Annotated in this window: 10 protein-coding genes; 8 read left to right on the top strand and 2 right to left on the bottom strand. The window is 67.1% G+C overall.

Going from position 1 to position 23,473, the window contains the following annotated elements; translation table 11 throughout:
- Window positions 1-5: 5 nt before the first annotated feature.
- The 8 genes from BMX67_RS15125 to chrA all read left to right on the top strand — a co-directional run bounded on the left by BMX67_RS15125 (window position 6) and on the right by chrA (window position 9,410).
- Window positions 6-1,835, top strand: a complete 1,830-nt coding sequence (locus BMX67_RS15125) for a glycosyltransferase (RefSeq protein ID WP_245739480.1) — start codon at window positions 6-8, stop codon at window positions 1,833-1,835.
- Window positions 1,832-3,163 (top strand): DUF3131 domain-containing protein, encoded by a 1,332-nt coding sequence (locus BMX67_RS15120; protein WP_090736819.1) that lies wholly within the window; start codon window positions 1,832-1,834, stop codon window positions 3,161-3,163. The genes BMX67_RS15125 and BMX67_RS15120 overlap by 4 nt, the downstream gene beginning before the upstream one ends.
- Window positions 3,160-4,026, top strand: coding sequence for a peptidoglycan-binding domain-containing protein (locus tag BMX67_RS15115; RefSeq protein ID WP_139206548.1), 867 nt, complete (start codon window positions 3,160-3,162; stop codon window positions 4,024-4,026). The genes BMX67_RS15120 and BMX67_RS15115 overlap by 4 nt, the downstream gene beginning before the upstream one ends.
- Window positions 4,027-4,030: 4 nt before the next feature.
- Complete coding sequence (locus tag BMX67_RS15110) at window positions 4,031-5,533, top strand: hypothetical protein (protein WP_090736813.1); 1,503 nt, start codon at window positions 4,031-4,033, stop codon at window positions 5,531-5,533.
- 14 nt (window positions 5,534-5,547) lie between these two features.
- The gene (locus BMX67_RS15105; RefSeq protein ID WP_090736811.1) at window positions 5,548-6,468 is read left to right on the top strand and encodes an alpha/beta hydrolase; all 921 of its coding nucleotides are present in this window, start codon (window positions 5,548-5,550) and stop codon (window positions 6,466-6,468) included.
- Between the two features lie 138 nt (window positions 6,469-6,606).
- Window positions 6,607-6,852, top strand: a complete 246-nt coding sequence (locus tag BMX67_RS15100; protein WP_090736807.1) for a helix-turn-helix domain-containing protein — start codon at window positions 6,607-6,609, stop codon at window positions 6,850-6,852.
- On the top strand, window positions 6,852-8,150 hold the full coding sequence (locus BMX67_RS15095; RefSeq protein WP_090736804.1) for a type II toxin-antitoxin system HipA family toxin: 1,299 nt from the start codon (window positions 6,852-6,854) through the stop codon (window positions 8,148-8,150). Before BMX67_RS15100 ends, BMX67_RS15095 begins: the two co-directional genes overlap by 1 nt.
- 42 nt (window positions 8,151-8,192) lie before the next feature.
- Window positions 8,193-9,410, top strand: coding sequence for a chromate efflux transporter (gene chrA, locus BMX67_RS15090; protein WP_090736801.1), 1,218 nt, complete (start codon window positions 8,193-8,195; stop codon window positions 9,408-9,410).
- A gap of 3 nt (window positions 9,411-9,413) precedes the next feature.
- On the opposite strand, the gene BMX67_RS15085 is transcribed toward chrA, so the two are convergent.
- Window positions 9,414-9,929 carry an invasion associated locus B family protein gene (locus BMX67_RS15085; protein ID WP_090736798.1) on the bottom strand — a complete coding sequence of 172 codons (516 nt, stop codon included), beginning with the start codon at window positions 9,927-9,929 and terminating at the stop codon, window positions 9,414-9,416.
- Window positions 9,930-9,953: 24 nt separating this feature from the next.
- The gene (locus BMX67_RS15080) at window positions 9,954-23,390 is read right to left on the bottom strand and encodes an autotransporter outer membrane beta-barrel domain-containing protein (RefSeq protein WP_139206547.1); all 13,437 of its coding nucleotides are present in this window, start codon (window positions 23,388-23,390) and stop codon (window positions 9,954-9,956) included.
- Window positions 23,391-23,473: the final 83 nt, after the last annotated feature.

Raw genomic sequence — 23,473 nt, 5'->3', positions numbered from 1 at the left:
GCCGAATGATGGACGACTATTTCCGCGCCTTCGAGGATCGCCGCCCGCCCGAACCCCTGCCCTATTCGCCGATCCGCGAAATGATCTGGCAGTTTCTGGCGGTTCTGACGCTGGTCGTGGGGGCTTGGTATATCAGCTGGCGCTGGACCAGTTCGCTGAACCCCGACGCGATGTGGTTCGCCGTCGCCCTGGTCCTGGCCGAAACCTGCGCCTATCTGGGGCTGGTCCTGTTCGTCTACAACCTGTGGCAGGATCAGCCGGTCACGATCCCCGACCCGCCTGCCACCGTCGACCAGATCGACCCCGACACCCCCGATCCGGGCCGGCCGATCAGTGTCGATGTGCTGTTCGCGACCTATAACGAGGAACCCGAACTGGTCCGTCTGGGCCTCATTGATGCCAAGGCGCTGGACTACCCGTATCCGATCGACATCCGCATCCATGTGCTGGATGACGGCAAGCGCCCCGAGATGCGCGCCGTCGCCGAGGATGAGGGCGTGGGCTATATCACCCGCGACGGCAATGAGGGCTTCAAGGCCGGCAATCTGCGCAACGCGATGGAACATACATCGGGCGATCTGATCGTCATCTGCGATGCCGACACCCGGCCCTTCCCGACGATGCTGGCGCGCACGCTGGGATATTTTCGCGATCCCAAGATGGCCTGGGTCCAGACCCCGCAATGGTTCTATGACCTGCCCGAGGGGCAGCCCCTGCCACAGGTTCTGGCCGCCCGCTTTGGCCGGGTCGGGGCACGGATCGGGCGCGGGCTGCAACGCATCTTCGGCGAACATAGCAGCGGCACCGACCCGTTCGTGAACGACCCGCAGATGTTTTATGACGTGATCCAGCGGCGCCGGAACCGCGTGAATGCCGCCTTTTGTTGCGGCGCGGGCTCGATCCACCGCCGCGAGGCGGTGATGGAAGCCGCGCTGCGCAGCTTTGGCGACGCGGTCGAACGGCGCGTGATCGCCGCCGAAGAGGAAATCACCCTTGAAAGCCGCGAGCGGCGCGTCTCGCCCGAACTGATGGAGGCGATCCGCACCCAGGCGGTCGAGGCCGAGGTGCTGACCCCCTATCGGTTCCACGTCTCCGAGGACATCTTCACCTCGATCGTGCTGCATTCCGACCGCGAGCGTGGCTGGAAAAGCTGGCAGCACCCCTATGTGGAATCAAAGATGCTGTCGCCGCAGGATCTGCTGACCTGGACTATCCAGCGCTACAAATATGCAGGCGGCAGTCTGGACATCATGTTCAACGACAATTCGCTGTTTCGGCCCGGCCTGACCATTCAGCAGCGGATGATGTATGGCGCGACCTTCTATTCCTATCTGGGCGCGATCTGGAACGTGGTGTTCCTGTTTGCGCCCGCGATCTATCTGTTCACCGGGATCGCGCCCGTGTCGGCCTATTCGAACGAATTCTTCGCCCATGTGATCCCCTTCATGATCCTTCTGGAACTCAGCATGATGGTCGGGACATGGGGCATCGCGGGCTATGCCGCCAAAGCCAGCTATCTGGCCTTTTTCCCGGTCGGGCTGCGGGCGATCTGGGCGGTGATGAAGGGGCAGAAAATCTCGTTTCCCGTGACGCCCAAGGACCGGCAATCGGGGAATTTCCTGACCCTTGTGCGACCGCAGATCGCGGTTCTGGGCCTGACCGGGCTTGGCCTTCTATGGGGCCTTGGCGCGCTTGTTGTCGGCGGCACGCCGCACACTCTGACCGGGGTCGTCACCAATGCGCTGTGGGGGCTGAACAACTGCGTCGCCATGGCGGGCATGATCGCCGCCGCGCTGTGGCAACCCCCGACATCTACCGAAGAGGTCCCGGCATGAGCTTTCGTCAGAACCTGTTGCGCGCCCGCAGTCATATCGTGATGATCTGCGCATTGATCGCGGGGCTGTTGCTGGTCCTGTGGCTTGAAACGCTGGGTGAACCGCCCGAGGAACCGGACCGGCAGGCCAGACAGGACCTGATGCAGCCATTCGACGACCTGACGCCGCTGCCACTGGCGATAAGGGGCGAAAGCTCGGATCGCGATCTTGACCATGCGCGGATCGCGTGGACCTATTTCCAGAACAATGTCGATCCGGACACCGGGCTGGCGAATTCGGTGCACGACTATCCTTCGACCACGATGTGGGAAACGGGGTCCTATATCGTCGCGATCCTGTCGGCCGAACGGCTGGGGCTGATCCCGCGCGAACAGGCGGAACAGCGGCTGACGAAGCTGCTGACCAGCCTGCGCAATCTGCGTCTGTTTCAGGATGTTCTGCCCAACAAGGCCTATCACACGCGGACGCTGGAACTGGTCGATTATTCCAACAAGCCGACCGAACTGGGGCTGGGCTGGTCGGCGCTGGATGTCGCACGGATCGTGGCGACATTCGGCCTGATCGAGCGCAACCACCCCGAACTGGCCCCCACGGTCGAGGCGTTGCTGGATCATTGGCAGATGGACCGGATGGTCCAGGGGGGTGAGCTGATCGGCACCAATGTCAGCGCGGGCGAGGTGCGTGAAAATCAGGAAGGCCGCGTCGGGTATGAACAATATGCCGCCAAGGCGATGATGCTGTTCGGCTATGACGTCTATCGCGCCTATGAGGTTCAGGATAACCTGATGGTCAAGCAGGTTCAGGGCCAGCCGATCCCGGTCGACAACCGCCTGCATCGCGGCACAACCCCGGCCTTTGTCGTCAGCGAGCCCTACCTGTTCGACGGGCTGGAATTCGGCTTTGATGATCGCTCGCACCGTTTCGCCACGGCCATCTATCGCGCGCAAGAGGCACGGCATGCGGAAACCGGCATCCTGACCGCCGTGACCGAAAGCCATCTCAGCGAGGATCCCTATTTCTCGTATTCAACGGTCTGGGGCGGCGGTGCCGATTGGGCGGTGATGACCTTCCGCGGCGACCGCATCGACAGCCGCCGCACCATCGCCACCAAAGCGGCCTTCGGCTGGCACGCGTTGTTCGGCACCGATTACACCGCCGAACTGGTCGAGGCCCTGTCCGAATTCGCCGACCCGGTCAAGGGCTGGCCCGAAGGCATCTATGAAGCCAGCGGCGAGCCGAACAGCTCGACCACGGCGAACACCAATGCCGTCGTGCTGGCCGCGCTGGCCTTCAAGGCCACGGGGCCGCTGATGCGGGTGCCGGAATGAAGATGATCGCCGCCCTTGCCGCCGCGCTGCCCGCGATGGCGGGGGCCGAACCCTGTGTCGGCCCGAATTTCGACCGCGACCTGCCCGGCGCGGTCAGCGTCGAACGGCGCAGTTCCGACGTGCCGACCGCGCGCTATCCGGGCATCTGGCAGGAAGGGCGCATCGCCGGTTTCGCCTATCAGATCGCCAGCGATTATTCGGCCGTCCTGTCCGACAGCCATGACGCGCCAAGCTGGCAGATCGCCGTTCTCTGCAGCCCGGACGAAGGCGCCAGTTGCGACCGCACGACCGAGGGGGCGCCCGACCCCGCCGCAGGTGCGATTGCCGACGCCCTGACCCGCTGTCTGATGGGCGAGGCCGTCACCCCCGCCGATTTCACCCGTCCCGACCCCGCCACGATCAGCGGCCTGCCTGCGGAAACGGGTGTGCCCGACCCCGAACGCAATCTGGATTCCGTCGCCGCCATCGCCACTGCCGCCGGTGCCCAACGCGCGGCGGAAATGGCGGCATCGCAGCCAGCGGCGCCGACGTCCTCGGGCGCGGATCAGGACCCGGATCGCCCTGCCGCGATCACCGCCACCCCCGATCAGGCACCGCCTGCCGAGACCGCTGGTCAGAACGACCTTGGCCCCTCGATCCTGCCTGACGCGCCCTGCGGCCTGCAACTGATCGAACCCGGAAATTCGACCGTTCAGACATTGCAGCGCCTGTTGGCCAGGGCCGGACAACAGCCCGGCCCCGATGACGGGGTCATGGGCAACCGCACCCGCAACGCCCTGATCGCCGAACTGGGCCCTCAGGCGGCGGCCCTGTCCACCGAAGATGCGATCCGCGCCCTGAACGAAAGCATGTGTCAGGAGTGATGGCATGGCAGGGCGGGCACATTTCTTGCAAGCCAGCCTTTTGGCGCTGTCGGCCCTGACCCTGCCCGCCCATGCGCAATCGACAGCGCCGCAGGTTTCGACCGTCCCGACGGCCCTGCGCTGGCCCGAAGAACTGCGTCCCGCGATCCGGCCGGCATGGCGACAGCCCGCCCCCGGCCCCGCGATCATCGACACCGCCGATCCGCTGATCCCCGGCGCGCGCGAAGTTCTGACCGATACCCCGAATGTCTTTGCCTGGTCGCGGTATCAGACCGGGCGGATCGACGGTTGGTCCTATCGGCTGTTTCCGGACGGATCGGCGCTGATCGTGGCCGAGGATGGGCGCGTGGCGTCAGAGTACATGCTGCGATGCCAGATCGGAGAAGCCTGTCAGATCTCGAACGATGCCGGGGTGATCCTGAACGTCCCCGCGATTGCCGCGCCGAAACCCAGCCTGCCTGCCGATATCGCGGGATTGTCGCTGGCACGTTATCTGGCCGAATGGGTGTTGGCAGGAACCGGGACACCGCCCCCGCCGCCGCCCGAACCTGCCCCGGTGCCGCAGGTCGAAACGCCCGATCCCGTGGCGGAACAACCGCCAGAACCGCCAGCGCCGATAGATGAAACCCCGCCGCAGAACCTGTTCGTGGCCGACCAAGTCGAATGCGGCGACCCCGATCCGTTCTATCCCGACAGCTGCGTCTATAATGACCCGCCGCCCAGCCCCGTCAGGGCGGAAACGCCGTCCGGTCCGGCCACACCGCCGCAGACCGCTGCGCAGACGGCGCCCCTGCCGGTCCCGGCACCTGATGCGCCCGAACCCGAACAGCCGCTGACCCTGGCCCAGAAATACAAGCTGGCCTGTTCGGTCAGCACCGGTGCAGGGCTGCAGTACACGGACCACATCGACCAAAGCAAAAGCTTTGGCAAATTCCGCGTCAGCCTTGGGTGCAATGTTCAGTTTTCCGACCGCGTGAAGCTGGCTGTATCATTCATCGAATACCCGATTTCGGATCAGCAGGCACCCTGGGACCCGGATTTCACCTATGCGCTGGATATCCGGGTCACTGAAAAACTGAGCCTCAGCTATTCGAATTACTCGGCGCGTTTTTCCGGCGATGATATCGACCTGGTGTCCTCGCTGCTTAAGGGCAGCCTGCGGGCGTCCTACAAGCTGCCCTCTATCCCGTATTTCGGCGATCGGCAGATGAACTGTTCTTTCGGGGTCGGCCTCAGCAATCCCAGCACGGATGCGGTTTCGCTGTTCTGTCACAGCTCGATCACCAGGAAGCTGTGGGCGGGTTTCACGCTTTATGCCTATCCTGCGGATGCGCAGGAACCGTGGAACCCCGATTACTCCTATCTGGCCAGCTATCGGATCAATGACCGGATGTCGCTGAACTATTCGAATTACAGCAGCAATCGTTGGCCCTGGAACCGCGGGTCCGCCCCCGGACCGGGCATTCTGGGCGGGTCGCTAAGCCTGTCCTACAAGATCATTTTCTGAGGGCGGAGACGCGGATGCGACATCTGATTTCAAGGGTTCTCGGTCTGGCGCTTTGCCTTGTCGCACTGACCCAGACCGCCCACGCCGAGGTTCGCTTTGACAATGTGGTCGGCAGTCAGATCATGGGTCGCCCGGTGCATTTCGCGGTCTATCTGCCGCCGGGCTATCGACAGGATACACGCGATTACCCGGTCCTGTATCTGCTGCATGGCGGCGGGACGGGTCAGCCCTCGGACTGGTTCACGCTGGCCGGGCTGGACCAGATATTGGATCGCCTGATCCGCAGCGGGCAGATACGCCCCCTTATCGCGGTGGCCCCCGATGGGCGACGCGACGCGGACAATCGGATCGCGACCTACTTTCTGGACGATGCCGATGGCGCAATGCGGTGGCAGTCGATGTTCTTTCAGGACTTCATGCCCGCGATCGAACAGCGCTATCCTGTGTTGCCGGGGGGTGACAATCGGGCGCTTCTGGGCATCTCGATGGGCGCGGTCGCGGCGATCACCTATCATCTGGATCGCCCCGATGGCTTTGCCGGGGCCAGTGCGATCAGCCCCGCCTTTCGCCGCGATGCGCAATTGCTGGCGCTGTCGCCCCCGGCCTACGAGGCACGCTATGGCGGCGTTCTGGGTATGGGTCTGGACGGACAGGATCGCATCACCGCCGATTGGGACCGCCTGCGCCCCGAAAATCTGGCTGCCGGGGCCGATCAGACGCGCTTTGCCCACATCCCGCGGCTGTTCATCGACCTTGGGGCCGATGATCCCTTCTTCGCCGGCGCGTCCGATCTGCATCTGGCCTTGAAGGATGCCGGCATCCGGCATCGTTTCCGGGTGCAAGAAGGGGGGCATGACTGGCCCTATTGGCGCGCGGCGCTGACCGATGCTTTGCGGCATATCGATGCGGTACTGGGCCGGGGTTATGGCGAATAGGCTGGCCCGTTGTCATTTGGCAGCTTCGACAAATCGGTGACCATGGGTGGTAAAATTTACGCTATGGCGCTAATTTTCGATATTTACGTTGCAGCGTAATGTCGGGTGATTTACGCTAAGCCGCAAAGGAGTCGCGTGATGGAGCTTTCTGCCAGAACCGCCGATCAGATCGGTCAGGCGATCCGCCGCACCCGCAAGGCGCGTGGCTGGACGCAGGGGGATGTCAGTGCGCGGACCAATCTGCGCGTGGCCACGATCTCATCACTGGAAAACGGTGATACCGGGGTCAAGCTGGCAACGCTTTTGTCTGTAATGGCGGCGCTTGGGCTGGAATTTCGGCTGGTTCAGCGCGGCGGGAATGTCGATATCGAGGATATCTTCTGATGGCCCGGCGGGCCCGCAGCGGCGGCACGATGCAGGTTCTGCTGAACGGACGCCTTGTGGGGCATCTGCGCCTTGCGGCCTCTGGCGCGATCAGTTTCGCCTATGATCGCGACTGGCTGGACTGGGATCACGCGATGCCGGTTTCCCTGTCCCTGCCCCTGCGCGACGAACCGCATCGCGGGGCCCCCGTGATCGCCTATCTGGAAAACCTGCTGCCCGACAATCAGACCATCCGCGACCGTGTTGCGGCCCGCGTCCGCGCGGGGGGCACCGATGCCTGGCACATGCTGGAAAAGATCGGGCGCGATTGCGTCGGCGCACTGCAATTCGTGTCGGGCGAGGCGCCAAAAGCCGACGCATTGCAGGGCGAGCCGGTCTCCGAGGCGCAGATCGCCGACATGCTGCGCAACCTTGCCACGGCGCCTTTGGGTCTGGCCGAGGATGATGATTTTCGCATCTCGATCGCGGGGGCGCAGGAAAAGACGGCACTGCTGCGCGACGGTCAGACCTGGATCAGGCCGACCGGCCTGACGCCGACGACCCATATCCTGAAAACGCAGCTTGGCGTACTGCCGAACGGCATCAACCTGTCGGACAGCGTCGAGAACGAATTTCTTTGCATGACCCTGTGCCGCGCCGTGGGCCTTGACACGGCCGAGGTGCAGATCGTCGATTTCCAGAATGTGCGCAGCCTTGTCGTCACCCGGTTCGACCGCGCCTGGACAAGTGACGGCCGCCTGATCCGGCTGCCACAGGAAGATTTCTGTCAGGCACTGTCGGTTCCGCCCAGTCAGAAATACCAGATGGATGGCGGGCCGGGCATCACCGAAGGCATCGCCCTGCTATCGGGCAGCGACGATCCCGCCGCCGATCAGGATGCGTTCTTCCACGCGCAGGTGATGTTCTGGCTTTTGGGCGCAACCGACGGACATGCAAAGAATTTCAGCATCGCTCTGCGCCCCGGCGGGTTTCGGATGACGCCGCTGTATGACGTCCTCAGCGCGGAAAAGGCGGTGCGTGACGGTCAGATTCGGCAGAACCGCATGCGCTTGGCCATGGCGGTTGATGGCCATTACCGGATCAACGAAATCGTCGCGCGCCATTTTGTGACTGCCGCCCGATCCGCCGGATTCGGCGTCATGCTGGCAAGGGATATTCTGGCACGAGCCGCCCTGGTGCCCGCCGCGCTGGACCGGGTTCTGGCCGGCCTGCCCATGGACTTTCCTGCCGCGCTGGCCGACACCGTGGCCGAGGGTGTGCGCGGGCGCCTGTCCGCGCTTCAGATGGCGTTGGAATAATCGGCGCCGCGACCCAAGGGGTCGGCAGAAAGGACAAGCGGCATGAGCGACAGCAACGAGGTCATTCAGGGCGATGCGATCCGGGGCCGACCGGGCGAGGTGTTTGCCGCCTTCCTGAAGCTGGGCCTGACATCCTTTGGCGGTCCGATCGCGCATCTGGGCTATTTCCGGGATGAACTGGTCACCCGGCGCGGCTGGCTAACCGATCGCGCCTATGCCGATCTGGTCGCGCTGTGTCAGTTCCTGCCCGGCCCGGCCTCCAGTCAGGTCGGGTTCGCACTGGGCCTGATGCGGGCCGGGTGGCTGGGTGCATTGGCGGCCTTTACCGCCTTTACGCTGCCCTCGGCGCTGATCCTGTTCGCCTTTGCGATGACCGCCGCGACGGTCGAGGGGCCCCTCGGCACCGGGGCGCTGCATGGGTTGAAGATCGTCGCGGTGGCGATTGTCGCGCAGGCGGTCTGGGGGATGGCCAGAAACCTGTGCCCGGATCGCGAAAGGGCGGCCATCGCGGTCGCCGCCGTCGCCATGCTGGCCTTTGTGCCCGGCGCGTTCGGCATGATCGGTGCAATCGTCGTCGGGGCCGTGGCAGGCCTGCTGCTGGGCCGCGGATCACCGGCACAGACCGGCGGCCATGTCACGATGCCTGTCGGACGGGGGCAGGCCGGGATCTGTCTTGCGGCGTTTCTGGGTTTGCTGACGCTGCTGCCGGTTCTGGCGGGCTGGTCGCAGGCATGGGCCATCGCCGACGGGTTCTATCGCGCGGGCGCACTTGTCTTTGGCGGGGGGCATGTGGTGCTGCCGCTGTTGCAGGCGGAAACGGTCGCTTCGGGCTGGGTGTCGCCGGACAGCTTTCTGGCGGGGTATGGCGCAGCACAGGCCGTGCCCGGTCCGCTGTTCACCTTCGCCGCCTATCTTGGCGCCGCGCTGGGGCCTGAACCCCACGGCATCGCCGGGGCGGTGATCGCCCTGCTGGCCGTTTTCCTGCCGGGTTTTCTGATCCTGTGCGGGGTTCTGCCCTTCTGGGACAGGTTCCGGACGATCACCGCGGCACAATCGCTGATGCAGGGTGCGAATGCCGCCGTGGTCGGCATTCTGGGTGCGGCGCTGTATGCACCGGTATTCACCAGCGCCATCGCGGATATGCGCGACTTCACGCTGGCGCTGCTGTGCTTCGTGCTGCTGATCGCGTGGAAGCTGCCGCCCTGGGCGGTGGTCGTCATTGCCGCGCTTGGCGGGATCGGCCTGTCGCTATCCGCATGAGGGTCAGGGCATCAACGCCTCGGACGCGGTGAATCCCGTCAGCTGAAAGCTGAGCGAGATCTGGCGGCCCTCGCGATCCGTCACGCTGGCCGACATGGCGGTGCCGTCGCGCATGCGTTGCAGCCATTCCGCATCGACATCGCCCATGGCATAGCAGCCCTGCCCGTCGCAGCTGTCATAGGTCAGCGTGCCGACCGTCGCGTCATCGACCGCGATCGTGACCCCTTGCGCCAATGACACCCCGAACGGCACCGTCAGCACCGCCTGCGTCCTGTCCTGCCCTGCCACCCGCTGAAACGAGGCCGTCGCAAGGCGCTGACTGCCCTGCGCCACGATCAGGCTTTGCGAACTTTCGCACAGCAGTTGCGCCGGATCGGCCTGGTTCGAGCAGGAAATCAGCCAAAGCGGCCCCTGATCCGGGGATGCATCCTTGGCCGTGTCGGCCTGCTGAGCGTTGATCTCTGCCCCGCCGATCACGGTCAGGGCCACCGCCAGACCGATTGCACTGTTCCAGATCATCTTGTCCTTTCCATCGCTGCCGTGTCAGAACCGCATGCCAAAGCTAAGCCCGGCTGTATGACCCACCGTCCCATTGCGGCCCCATTCCCCCTGATAGCCCACGCTCATGTAGCTGCTGTCATCTTCGTCGTAGAAGGTCATGCCCGCCAGCAGCCTGCGCGTCCGGTCACTGATTTCGCTGTAATTGCGGAACGTGCCGTCCGCGGCGCTGGCACCATTGAAGGTTGCGTTCACAAAGACCTCATCCGTGTTCGCGAAAGTCATTTCGCCGCGCAGATAGGCCCGCATCCGGGTGCGGTCATCAGTGCCAATATCGGCTCCGATCTCGACCGAGGGGGTGGCCGAAAGCACCCATTGGCTGGTTTTCTTCAGATCCAGCCCATAGCGGTCGCCCCGTTCGCCGGTCGCGGCCGAATGCAGCCATGTCGCATCCAGATCCATCCCCGGACGCAGGTAAAAGCTGCTGTCCGCAGGCTGATAACGATAGCCCGCGCCAAGGCGGATATTGGCCTGGCTGATCGTCTGGCTTGCGGTGGTCGCGCCCGCTGACACCCGCTCTCCATTCGGCAGCACGCCTGAAATGCCGATCCGGCGTGTGGCATCCGCATCCCCCTTGCTGCCCGATATCTGGCCATACAGTTCCCACGGACCGCGCCGACCCGACAGCGAGACGCCCAGATGCGTGCGCTTGCCCTCGGCCGCGAAACGGTCGCCATTGGACAGGCTGTAGTTTTCGAACCCGGCCGCCAGACCCAGATACAGATCATCACCGACCGGCATCCGCATCCCACCCGAAAAGTTCGAGCTTTCCAGCGCATAGGCCTTGGATTCGAAACTGGCGTCGCGGCCAAGATTGCTGGCCTCTGCGGCAATCCAATAGCAGGACCCCTCATCATCTGCGCGCGCGGCCATGTTCGCGTTGCTGCAATTGGCCATCACGCCCGCGAAACGCTGCCCGGCATACATCGCGCCGACCTGCGTGGCGGCATAACCCTCGGATGTCAGGCGATCCAGCGCGTCGATCACCTCGGCGCGGGTCTGCATATTCGCGATCAGCGCGAAAAGCGGCCCGTATTCGGTCGATCCCGCCCCCGCCAGCACGCGGTCGATATGATCGCCCACCGCCCTTTGATTCCGGTTCACCCCGGCAACCGCGAAATTGGCATCGGCCAGCAGGTTCAGGCTGCTGATGCCACCCGCACGCGTGATGCCGATGGAATAGTCGATGACTGCCGTGTCGATAACCTGAGTGCCATTGTCGAAGGCCGCGCCATTGGCCTGTATCAGCGCAAGCGGGCCCGTGCTTTCCAGCAGTTGCAGCACCGGCTGGATCGTGCCCGACAGCGTCGCGTCGCCCGATACGCGGATCAGATCACCCGTGTCGCCCGCTGCCACGTCCGCCCGGAAATAGACATCGGCCGTATAGACCGCGCTGCGCCCGAAACGAAGCGATCCGGTCACTGCCGTCGTCTGGCTGACATTCTGCGTCAGGCGGAACTGCCCCGCACGGGTCGCCGCGCCAAGGCGGGCGGACCCGGCCAGATAGGGTGACCCACCCAGGGCCAGCGCGCCGTCGATGCGCCACAGGCCGTTCGCGCCCAGATCGACCCGATCCAGCGCGGTAAAGCTTGCGCCCTCGGCCACGGTCAGACGGTTCGCGCCGCCGCCCAGATCCACATTGCCGACGGCCCCGCCCGCCAGCGTCACCCGGTCCGCGCCGCTGCCGCCCGACAGGATCTGGTCGTTCAGCGACAGAAGGAAACTGTCGGCAGACAGAGCGATGCTGTTGACGGTGCCGCCATCGACGACGATCGCCGCCGATGAACCCGATCCCCGCGCCGCCAGCCGTCCCGGTGCGGCCAGACCGGTATCTTCGCCCCCCAGGATCACGCCATCAACCGACATCTGGATATCGCCCGCACCGTCGCGGCCAAGCGATTGCGCCAGAACCGCGATGCCGCCATCGCCAAGCGACATGACATTGCCCTGAAGGTCCAGCGTCACATCGCCGCCACTGCCCGCGCCGCCCGCAGTGCCGCGGAACTGTGCATCGACCGCGCCGCCACCGCCGCCAAGGCTTTGGGCCAGAATACCCACTGACTCGCGCCCGCTGGTCAGGACATGGCCGCGATTGCGGAACGCGATGTCACCGCCATCGCCGCCATTATCGGCAGACAGCCGATAGGCCAGATCCGCCGCGCCCAGATCGGTGGTGACCAGACCGCCGCCGCCGCCGATGCTTTGCAGGACATAGCCGTTTGATCCCGCGCCCGCGGTCTGCATGTCTCCGCGATTGATCAGGGTGATCGCGCCGCCATCCCCGGTCGAGCCGTCGCTGGCGCCCAAGGTCGCCGTGGCGCGGTCCAGCCCCGCCAGCATGACCAGACCGCCGCCCGCGCCGATCGATTGCACGATCTGGCCGTGGGATTGATCACCGCGGGTCGCGACCGCCCCGTCAAGGGTCAGCGCGACATCGCCGCCATCGTTGCGGAAAGACGGGTCCGCCCCCAGCGTCGCATCGACCTGACGCAGGCCGGACCCTGCGCGGCCCGCCCCCATGTTCAGCGTCAGACGACCGCCGCCGCCACCGATGCTTTGGGTCAGCCCGCCTGCGGACATGTCCGCGCGGGTTTCGACCGCACCATCGCGGCGGGCCGTGATCGCACCGCCGGACGCATCGTCGGTATCAATCGCCCCCAGCATCGCGGTCAGGTCCAGATCGCCTGACTGTGCTGCCCTGACATTCATCAAGGCATTGCCGCCGCCGCCGCCGATGCTTTGCAGCAGGCTGCCCGTCGACCGGGCCGAAGTCATCAGCATGTCGCCCTGATGCGACTGGCTGATATCGGCACCCGTGCTGCCGCTGACATCGCTGCCGCCAAGGGACAGCGTGCTGGTCACGCTGTTGCCCCGCGCCGGTGCCGCCGCCGCGCGCAGACCCTGGATCGAGACCTGAGGCTCTGGCGCGAAGTCGAGGAATGTCTCGACATTGCCGCCGCCGCCATTGATCGACTGGCTCAGGATCGCCTGACTGTCGGCACCCAGAACAAGAATGTCGCCGCTGCTGTTCACGGTCACCTGACCGGCGGTGCCATCGGTTCCGGTACGCGCGCCCAGCAGGGTCGAAATCACGTAATCCGCCGCCATCACCGCCGGGGTCGAAAGCGACATGGCGGCATTGCCGCCCGATCCGCCGATCGATTGCGCAAGAATGCCATAGGCGTTGTCGCCGCGCACCGTCAGCGACCCGCTGTGATCCACGCGCACATCGCCGCCATCCGCGCCGTCGCCGCCCGCCCCGCCGATGGCCAGCTTGCTATAGCTTTGGCCACGGGCCTGCGCGGCAAGATCGTTCACCGACAGCGCAACGGCCACCCCGCCATTGCCACCACCGCCGCCGACCGACTGGGCCAGCACGCCATAGGCCCGGTCGCCGGCGACGTCGATCTGTCCGCTGTTGGTCACGGTCACATCGCCCGCCGCATTGCCGCTGCCGCCCGCGCCACCGATATTCAGCGCAAGCGTGGGGTCGGATTCGGTGCCTTTCTGCAATGTCGCCGTGCCGGTGATCGAATAGCCGCCATTGCCGCCACCGCCGCCGACCGATTGCGCCAGAATGCCATGTGCCTTGGCGCCGCTTGTGACGATCACACCGTCATTGCGCACAGCGACCGCGCCACCCGCGCCGCCTTTGCCGCCGCTGCCGCCGATGCCCAGTTGCAGCCCCTGCTTGACCGAGGCGCTGCTGCCGGGACGGCTGATCGAAACGGACAGGACGTCGCTGCCATTGCCGCCGCCGCCGCCGACCGATTGCGCGAAGATGCCGTAACTTTCGTCCCCGATGGTGCGAATCCGCGCGCTGGTGTCGTTCAGCACGCTGACCGCGCCGCCTGCCGCACCGGTTCCGCCCTTGCCGCCGATCAGCAGCGCATTGCGCGAACTGTTGTCGGCATCGGGTCCGGCGATGATGTTGCGCACATATTGCGCATCGCCGCCGCCGCCGCCCACCGACATCGCAAAAATGCCCGCCGATTTCGCGCCCAAGGTCGCGATGCTGCCGCGATTGGTGACATCGACGGCGCCCGACACCGCGCCGGTCCCCCCGTCGCCGCCAATCGACAGCGCAGTCGAGGTCGCGATGGTCGAACGCAGGTTGACGATGGTGTTGTCGACCAGACCGCCCAGGCCGCCGCCACCCCCGACCGATTGCGCATAGACACCATGCGCCGAGACGCCGGATGTCGTCAGCACCCCGGCGGTATCGACCGTCACTACGCCCGAGGTCATGCCCTGTCCGCCGCGCCCACCGATATTGACCGAGGCCGAGGTTCCGACCTCGGATCCCTTGATCAGATTCTTGGCGATACTGGTGGCCGAGGTGCCGCTTTTGACATAGCCGCCCGTGCCGCCTGCGCCACCCACGGATTGCGCCAGGATGGCATAGGCGCGCGCGCCTTCGGTCGCAATCCGCGCGGTGCTGGTCACATCGACCGCGCCGGATGTGCCGCCCTGACCGCCATTGCCACCGATATTCAGCGAATAGGACGTGCCCGACCCGGCCGATCCGCCAGCCCCGCCACCCGTGCCGCCGCCGCCGCCGACCGACTGGGCAAAGACCCCGTGGGAATCGTCGCCAAGCGTATACAGCAGACCCGTGGCATCGGCGACCACATCGCCCGCGGAACCGCCCTCGCCGCCTTCCAGACCCACGCTGAGGCTGAAGGTGGTGCCGGATTTGTCGTCCTGCTTGGGCGTCGTCAAAGACACCGAGCTGGAACTTGAATTGCCGCCGCCATTGCCGATGGATTGCGCGAACAGCCCATGCGAACGGACCCCGCGCGTGACCACCTCGCCATCGCTGCTGGCGGTGACATTGCCCGCGCTGCCGCCCAGCCCCCCGGTGCGACCGATCTGGATGGCGACATTGCCGCCATCGCCGCCATTGGTCAGCGAGGTATATCCGGCATTGCCGCCACCGCCGCCGACCGATTGCGCGAAGATGCCATGCGCGTCATCGCCCTCGGTCTCGACATCGCCGGTATTGTCCACGTTGACGTCGCCGCCCTGACCGCCATTGCCGGTCCCCCCGCCCAGGGCCAGGCCAAAGCCCTTGTTCTTGTCGGTATTGCCGGTTTCGAAGATCAGGCCCAGGTTGAAGGCTGCATTGCCGCCCCCGCCACCCAGCGACTGCGCAAAGACCCCGTGGCTGCCATTCTGGCGCGTGGCGATATCGCCGTAATGCAGAACATCGACCTGACCGCCATTTCCGGCATTCCCGGCCGAGCCGCCGATGGCGACCACGGCGGAATTCACCTGTTTGCCGCCGCTGGGGGTGGTGGTGCTGGTCTTGCCCTCAAGCTCGTCCAGAACGGCGTTGAAATTGGTGATCACCGATGCATCGACGCCGGTATTCGTGGGCGTCTTGCGGTCGCCTGCCGTGCCGCCGTTGCTGCCCGATCCGGTGGTCTTGCTGAAACCCAGAACCGCGTTGATCCCGGCATCGCCGCCGCCGCCGCCGATGCTGCTTGCTTCGATGCCATGGGCGCCGATGCCGTCGGTGTCGATCCAGCCCGCCGCGGCAAGGGCGGTGCCACGGGTCACGCTGACATCACCCGCGTGGCCTCCGCTGGCGCCAAAGCCGCCGATCCCGATGGCCACGGGCGAACTGTCCTTGGTGCCGACCGCCGTGATGTTCATCCCGCCGGTGCCCCCGCCGCCGCCAAGCGATTGGGCAAAGATGCCGCGGGCGTGATAGCCCCGCGTCGCGATGGCCCCTTCCGAAATCACCGTGACATCGCCCGCATCGGCCCCAACGCCGCCGTGACCGCCCAACCCGGCCACGACGCTGAGATCGGTCGCACCGCCCGTCCCGTCCGAGCTGCCCCAGTTCAGTTGGCCGCTGACATTCATGCCGCCATTGCCGCCCCCGCCGGCGACGGATTGCGCGAATATCCCGTGCTTCCAGTTGCCCTCGACCCCGATCGACCCGGCATGATCCGCCAGTACATCGCCCGAGATATTCGCCGCACCGCCAAATCCGCCGATCCCGAAGGTGACCGAGGGGATCTTCCCATCCTTGCTAAGCGCCAGCCCGCCCGAGACGTTCAGCCCGCCATTGCCGCCGCCGCCGCCGATGGATTGCGCCAGCAGCCCGGCCGAGCCCTCGGTTTCGGGCAGTTCGTCGCCCTTGAACAGACCAAGATCGACAAACAGGTTCTTCAGCGATTTCGACTCGACCAAGGTTTCGGCCTCATCGACGATGCTGTCGCCCAGAACGTCGCGCAGCTTGGCCTCGAAACTGGTGTCATCGGGTTCGCCGAAATCGTCGGGATCGGTGGTCACCGCAATATCGGCGCGGGCGGTGACGCGCACATCCTCGGCGCGGCCCGCGTTTCCGCCCATGCCGCCGACACCCACGATCAGCGAACTGTCCGAAACGATGCCGCCCGAGACGTTCAGCCCGCCATTGCCGCCGCCGCCACCGACGGATTGCGCCAGAATGCCGGACCGGCCGGTGCCATGCGCCGTGATGCGGCTGCCTGCGGCCACATCGACATCGACGCGGCCCGCATTGCCCCCGGTGCCGCCAAACCCGCCGACACCGACCAGAACGCCATAGGATTTGCTGCCGTCGCTCTGCCCCGCACCGGGCTTGCTGCTGATGGCGATACCTGCGCTCACATTGACGCCGCCGTCACCACCCCCGCCGCCGATCGACTGCGCGACCAGACCGTTCGCACCCTGCGTCTGGTTCAGCGTGACCGAACCGTCGGGGTTCACTGTCCGGGGCAGCGCCGTCAGCGCACCCGAATAGCGCAGGCCGACCGCGCCGGCATCGCCGCCGCCACCGCCGAAACCACCGACGCCCGCGGCGATCGAGAAGACCGTGTCCGAACCCGAAGGTTTCGTCAGCGCAAGGCTGCCCGCGATATTGGTGCCGCCGGTGCCGCCGCCCCCGCCAAGCGATTGTGCCATCACCCCATGCGCGCGATCGCCCATCGTCGCGACGGTGCCGGTGACATCCAGGCTGACATTGCCGCTGTCGCCACCCGCGCCTCCGAAACCGCCCACGCCCAGGGCAACCCCGGCGCCCGATTGTCCCGTCAGGCTGACCGCGCCGCTGACATTCAGCCCGCCTGCGCCGCCACCGCCGCCGACGGATTGCGCCAGAACCGCGATGCTGTCATCTCCTCGCGTCTGAAAGCTGTCATCGGCTGCGCCTGCGGCAACCGTACTGGTCACCGCGCCGCCATTGCCGCCGCCGCCGCCGAAGCCGCCAAGACCGAACGATCCCGCCCCGCCGTTCTGTTGCGTCAGATTGATGCTGCCGGTGACGTTCATGCCGCCATTGCCGCCGCCGCCCCCAAGCGATTGGGTCACGATCCCCGAACTGCGATCACCGAAGGTCAGAACGCCGCCCGTCACCCGCGAGGCCGTCAACGCACCGGCATCCGCGCCGCCGCCGCCGAAGCCGCCGACACCAAGCCCGACCGCCGCGCTGGTCTGGCGCGAGACCGACACCGCCCCGGTCACGTTCAGACCGCCATTGCCACCACCGCCACCAAGACTTTGGCTGAGGATGCCGATGGAATCGTCCCCCGAGGTCTGGACCTGACCCGCAACGCCGTGATCGACCGAACCCGCCGCACCGCCAGCACCGCCAAAGCCGCCCACGCCCAGGCCAAGCGCGCCGGAAAAGCTTGATCCGACCGAAATGCCCGCCGCGACATTCACGCCGCCATTGCCGCCACCGCCGCCAAGCGACTGCGCCACCACACCTGCCGAACGGTCGCCGAAGGTCAGCGCCGTGCCCGCATAATCGCCGGTGACGTCGCCCGCGCTTCCGCCGCCGCCGCCCATGCCGCCGATGCCGATGGCGGCAACGCCACTGCCGTTCCCGGCGATGCTGACCGCGCCGCTGACATTCAGCCCGCCATTGCCGCCCCCGCCGCCAACGGATTGCACCATGACCCCGGCCGAGCTTTCGCCCCGCGTGACGACGTCGCCCGCAACCTCGCCCTCGGCCGTATCGCCAGACCCGCCCGATCCGCCGCCGCCGCCGATGCCAAGCCCCACGGCGCCGCTGGATTGGCTGGAAAGGCTAAGTGCGGCTGCGACATTGATGCCGCCATCACCACCGCCGCCGCCAAGCGACTGCACCAGGACGCCGCCCGCGCGGTCGCCAGCGGTTTCGACATCGCCCGTCAGCTTGCCGGATGCCGCCGCGCCATCGCCCCCGTCCCCGCCAAAGCCGCCGATACCAACGGCGGCGGCACCGCTGCCACTGCTGGCGGCGCTGACAGCGGCCGTCACATTGATTCCGCCATTGCCACCACCGCCGCCGATCGACTGAACGCGATAGCCTGCGGAATCCGCACCGGCTGTCGCGATATCGCCGGTCATCTCACCCGAAGCCGTGCCAGCATCGCCGCCGCCGCCGCCCATGCCGCCGACGCCGACACCGACCGCGCCACCGCCGCTGCCCGACAGGCTGACCGTCCCCGAGACGTTCAGACCGCCATTGCCGCCGCCACCGCCAAGCGACTGAACCGTCATTCCTGCGGCATTCGCGCCCAATGTGGTGATATTGCCGGCCAGACGCCCGGTCGCGGTATCGGCATCACCGCCGCCACCGCCACTGCCCCCCAGTCCCAGTGACGCAGCGCCGCCACCGGATCCGCTGAGATTGACGGCGGCCGACACGCTCAGCCCGCCATTACCGCCACCGCCGCCGGCCGATTGCACCAGCATCCCGGAAGAATTGTCGCCAAAGGTTGTCACGTCGCCGGTGACGCTGCTGTCGGCGGTGCCCGCATTGCCGCCATCGCCACCGCTGCCGCCGATCCCGACCGAGACGCCGCCCGATCCGGTGCCCGATCCGCTGACATTGGCGGAAATCGTCATGCCGCCATTGCCACCGCCACCACCCAGCGATTGCACGGTAATCCCGGTGGAATCGCCGCCAAGTGTCACGACGTCGCCAGTCAGCGTGGATTGCACCGCGCCGGCATCGCCGCCCGCGCCCGCCGCGCCGCCCAGACCGACCGAGGCGCCCCCCGCGCCGGTTCCGGCCACGGCGACGGCTGCGGCGACGCTGAAGCCGCCATTGCCGCCACCACCGCCAAGCGATTGCACGACCAGTCCGCCCGATTGATCGCCAAGCGTGGTCAGGTTCCCGGTCACGGTGCTTGTAACCTGTCCCCCGGTCCCGCCGCCCGCGCCGCGCCCGCCAAGACCCATACCGACGGCACCCGCGCCGGTCCCGGCCCCGGTTCCCGCCGCCGATACGGTAAAGCCGCCATTGCCGCCGCCACCGCCGACCGACTGTGCCACGACGGCCGAGGACTGATCGCCGCGCGTCAGCACATCATTGGCGACGCTCAACCCGACGGTGCCGCCGTTGCCGCCGCCTGCGCCATTGCCGCCCAGCCCGACGGAAATCGCCCCGCTGCCGACGCCCGCGCCCGTCAGTGTCGGCGTGATGCTGAACCCACCATTGCCGCCGCCACCGCCGACCGATTGCGCAAGGATCCCGACCGATGCCTTGCCGCGCGTCTCGACAGAATCGGCGGTCGCGGCGGTGACGCTGCCGCCATTGCCGCCGCCCGCGCCCTGCCCCCCAAGGCCGACGCCGATGCTGCCTGCCCCGGTGCCCGCGAAGGACAGGGCCGCGCTGACGGAAAAGCCGCCATTGCCGCCGCCGCCTCCAATCGACTGGGCGACAAAGCCAGACGAGGCAAAGCCATAGGTCAGAATCGTGCCATTCGCGGTGGCCTGCACGGCACCGGCCTCGCCTCCCCCGGCGCCCGAACCGCCCAGGCCCACGCTGACAGTTCCGGCCCCGACACCCGCGCCTGCCACCGATCCGGCAACGCTGAACCCGCCATTGCCGCCGCCGCCCCCGATCGACTGCGCAACCACGCCCGAGGATCGGTCGCCCTGCGTCCAGACCGCGCCATCGCTTTGCAAGGTCACGGCACCGGCATCCGCCCCCGCGCCGCCCGCACCGCCAAGTCCGACGCTGACCGCGCCACTGCCCGTTCCGCTGCCGGTGATCGTTCCGCTGATGCTGAACCCGCCATTGCCGCCACCGCCCCCGACCGATTGCGCAAGGATCGCTGTCGAATCCGCACCGGTCGTGCTGACATCGCCGGTCACATCCGCATCGACGATACCGCCCGCGCCGCCTGCGCCCGCGCCGCCGCCAAGGCCGACGGTCACCGCGCCGCTGCCGGCCCCGGCGCCGGAGATCGCCCCGGCGACGCTGAACCCGCCATTGCCGCCACCGCCCCCGATCGACTGCGCAACCACCCCGGCTGCACGGTCTTTCAGGGTGGTGACATCACCGCTCACCTGCGCCTCGACGCGGCCGCCCGCACCGCCGGTTCCCCCGGACCCGCCAAGCCCGACCGAAACCGTGCCGGCCCCCGCGCCACCGCCCGATGCGCCGGCTGCGACACTGAATCCGCCATTGCCGCCGCCGCCGCCGACCGATTGCACGACGACTGCACCCGCATCCTCGCCCTCGGTTTCGGCATCGGCCTCGATCCTGGCCGAAACGGCGCCCCCCGCGCCGCCGCCGCCTGCCTTGGCGCCGAAGGACAGGTTCACATTTCCTGCACCGGCCCCGGCGCCATCGCCGCCTGCCGCGACCGCATAGCCCCCATTGCCGCCACCACCGCCGACCGATTGCACCAGAACGCCGGTGGAAAAGCGGCCGCGCGTGCGGATCAGATCGCCGCCCGCGATCAGATCGACCGCGCCCCCGGCCGCGCCGGTCGATCCGCTGCCTGCGATGCCCAGATTGAACCCGGCCGCACCACCCCCGCTGCCATTGACACCCGCGGCGATGCTGCCGCCTCCGTTGCCACCGCCGCCACCGATGGATTGCGCCGTCAGGGCGCTCGAACTGTCGCCGACCGTGCTGATATCGGAATCGGTATAGACGCGGACGCGCCCGCCCGCGCCGCCACCGGACGCCGATCCGCCGACCCCTACCGATACGTTCCCCGAAAAGATCAGCGACCCGCCGCCGGATGCGCTGACCGCAAGGCCGCCATTGCCGCCGCCGCCGCCCACCGACTGGAACAGCATCCCCGCGGATCTGTCGCCGGTGGTGACCACGCTGCCCGAAAAGCCCGGCGCGGTCAGGTTGCCGCCGCCGTCCACGGTGCCCACGCGCACCTCGCCCCCGGCACCGCCGGAACTGCCGTCGCCGCCGACGCCGACCGACAAGGAACCCGATACCGGCCCGGCCGAGGCCGCCGCCGCGACCGAATAGCCGCCATTGCCGCCGCCGCCACCCACGGATTGCAGCAGGATACCTGCGGCGTCATCGCCGCCTGTCTGAACGCTGGCATCACCTTGGCCCGTCAGGACCGCGCTGCCGCCATCCCCGCCCGCGCCGCCCTTGCCGCCGACCGAGATCGAGGCCGCGCCGAACGCGCCCACCGCGACCGAAACCGCGCCACCGCCATTGCCGCCGCCACCGCCGACCGACTGCACGAAAACGCCGGTCGCGCGATCGCCATCGGTGCGGATCCGCGAAGGCTGGCTGGCGTCGGTGTCGGACAAGGTGACATTGGCCGTGCCGCCCGTCCCGCCGCTGCTGCCGCTGCCGCCGACGGCCACGCCCACAAAGGCGCCGACCGCCCCGGCCGAGCCGCCATTGCCGCCGCCGCCGCCGATGGACTGGGCCAGAATGCCCATCGCATCGTCGCCCTGCGTGGTGATCACGCCGTCATTCACGACGCTGACGGTGTTGCCATTACCGCCGCCGGACCCCGATCCGCCAACCGCGACCATGCCCCCGGTCGAGCCGCCATCGCCACCGCCACCGCCGATGGATTGCGCGACGATGCCGCGCGCACCGGTGCCCGAGGTCTCGATCCGGCCCTGATTGGTCACGCTGACGCTGTTGCCGCTGCCGCCATTCGATCCGGTGCCGCCCACTGCGACAAGGCCGAAGGCACTGGCGCCCGTGCCCCCGCTGCCACCGATGGATTGCGCCATGATCCCGTCCGACAGCGCGCCCAGGGTCGTGATCGTGCCGCTGCCCGCATTGGTCACGGCCACGGTGCCGCCCGATCCCCCGTTCGAGCCGACACCGCCAAGCGCAAGGGACACCAATCCGCCCGCGGTGCCGCCCGCGCCACCACCCCCGCCGATGGATTGCGCCATGATGCCCCGTGACAGCGCGCCCTGGGTCTGGATCTGCCCGGCATTGGTGACCGTCACGGCCGAGGCGTTGCCGCCATTATCCGCGCTGCCCACCAGCGACACCAGCAGGTTGCCGCTGATCCCCGCGGACCCGCCCGACCCGCCGATGGATTGCGCCAGGATGCCATGCGCGAAATCGCCGCTGGTCAGGATCGTGCCGCTGGCGGTGGTGGTCACGTCCACGCGCCCGCCATCGCCGCCAAAGCCGCCGCTGCCGGACTGACCGACCAGTCCCCATTGATCGCCGCCATCGCCGCCATTGTTGCTGACGCTTAACGCGTAGATACCGTGGGCGTTGGTGCCGCTTGTCGAAATCTCGCCCGATTGGGTGACGGTCACATGCCCGCCATCCGAACTGTGCCCCCCGGTGCCGCCGCCGGGCGCCGCAAAGCCGCTGCCGCCATTGCCGGCGCGTCCACTGCGGCTGTAGGCGAAGATGCCGTAATTGGTAGATCCGCTGGTCTGAATGGTGCTGGAGGCCGATTGGGTGGCAATCACCCGCCCCCCGGCGCCGCCGTCGCCGCCGTCGCGCCCGCTCCAGAAGCTCAGGTAGGAATCGCCGCCCTGACCGCCACGGCCCCCGACACTGCCGATTTCCCATCCGATATTGGATGTGGCGTTCACGTCGCTGGACAGCGTCTGTTGTTGCAAGGGGCCGTCATCGCCCCGCCCGCCCGAGCTGGGCGGCACGACCAGCGCCCCGTCGCGGCCATTGCTGCCATTGCGCCCATAGACCACCTGACGCACGCCGTTCGGCCCGCTGACATCGACCGGCGGCTGCAGGGTGCCTGCGGACCCGGTGCTGTTGAAACTGCTGTCGAAATCTCTGGTCGTCTGGCGCAACGGGAAATCGGCAAGCCCCGTGGCGTCGGCGCTGGCAATCACCGCATTTGTCCCCGAAATACTGTCGATGGTGAAGGCGACTGGCGGGGTGTCGCTGTTGTAGAAGGTTTCTCCGGCGGCTTTGACCAGAAACGTATATCCGTCCTCGGTCTGAACAAAGGCCGTATCGCCCGCAGTCGGGGTTCCCGCAGGATCGACCAGAAGCGCACTGACCCTGGTTTCCAGCCCGGTTACGGGATTGGTGACCGTATCGCCCACGGCCGACCCGTCCGACGGGTCGGGCGCCGGTGTGGATTGTGCAATCGCCGCATTCGGCGCGGTCCCCACGGACAGGATCAGCGCCCCCGTTGGCAGGACCAGACCAGATATCAGACCGATCCTGACCAGCGATGAGAACATCAACAAGGCGCCCCGCGCCGTCCTGCAGACATGGCTTTCCATGGCACCGTTCCCCACCGCTTAACCTGACCCATTCCTCGACC

Source organism: Paracoccus homiensis (genome assembly GCF_900111675.1).
GTDB lineage: Bacteria > Pseudomonadota > Alphaproteobacteria > Rhodobacterales > Rhodobacteraceae > Paracoccus > Paracoccus homiensis.
The sequence above is the reverse complement of the archived record's forward strand: the minus strand, read 5'-3'. Positions and strand labels throughout refer to the sequence as shown.

Excerpts from the sequence above, each read along its gene's own strand:
- BMX67_RS15105 (WP_090736811.1), top strand. The coding sequence starts at position 5,548 with ATGCGACATCTGATTTCAAGGGTTCTCGGTCTGGCGCTTTGCCTTGTC.
- BMX67_RS15100 (WP_090736807.1), top strand. The coding sequence starts at position 6,607 with ATGGAGCTTTCTGCCAGAACCGCCGATCAGATCGGTCAGGCGATCCGC.
- BMX67_RS15095 (WP_090736804.1), top strand. The coding sequence starts at position 6,852 with ATGGCCCGGCGGGCCCGCAGCGGCGGCACGATGCAGGTTCTGCTGAAC.
- BMX67_RS15110 (WP_090736813.1), top strand. The coding sequence starts at position 4,031 with ATGGCAGGGCGGGCACATTTCTTGCAAGCCAGCCTTTTGGCGCTGTCG.
- BMX67_RS15120 (WP_090736819.1), top strand. The coding sequence starts at position 1,832 with ATGAGCTTTCGTCAGAACCTGTTGCGCGCCCGCAGTCATATCGTGATG.
- BMX67_RS15115 (WP_139206548.1), top strand. The coding sequence starts at position 3,160 with ATGAAGATGATCGCCGCCCTTGCCGCCGCGCTGCCCGCGATGGCGGGG.
- chrA (WP_090736801.1), top strand. The coding sequence starts at position 8,193 with ATGAGCGACAGCAACGAGGTCATTCAGGGCGATGCGATCCGGGGCCGA.
- BMX67_RS15080 (WP_139206547.1), bottom strand. The coding sequence starts at position 23,390 with ATGTTCTCATCGCTGGTCAGGATCGGTCTGATATCTGGTCTGGTCCTG.
- BMX67_RS15085 (WP_090736798.1), bottom strand. The coding sequence starts at position 9,929 with ATGATCTGGAACAGTGCAATCGGTCTGGCGGTGGCCCTGACCGTGATC.
- BMX67_RS15125 (WP_245739480.1), top strand. The coding sequence starts at position 6 with ATGATGGACGACTATTTCCGCGCCTTCGAGGATCGCCGCCCGCCCGAA.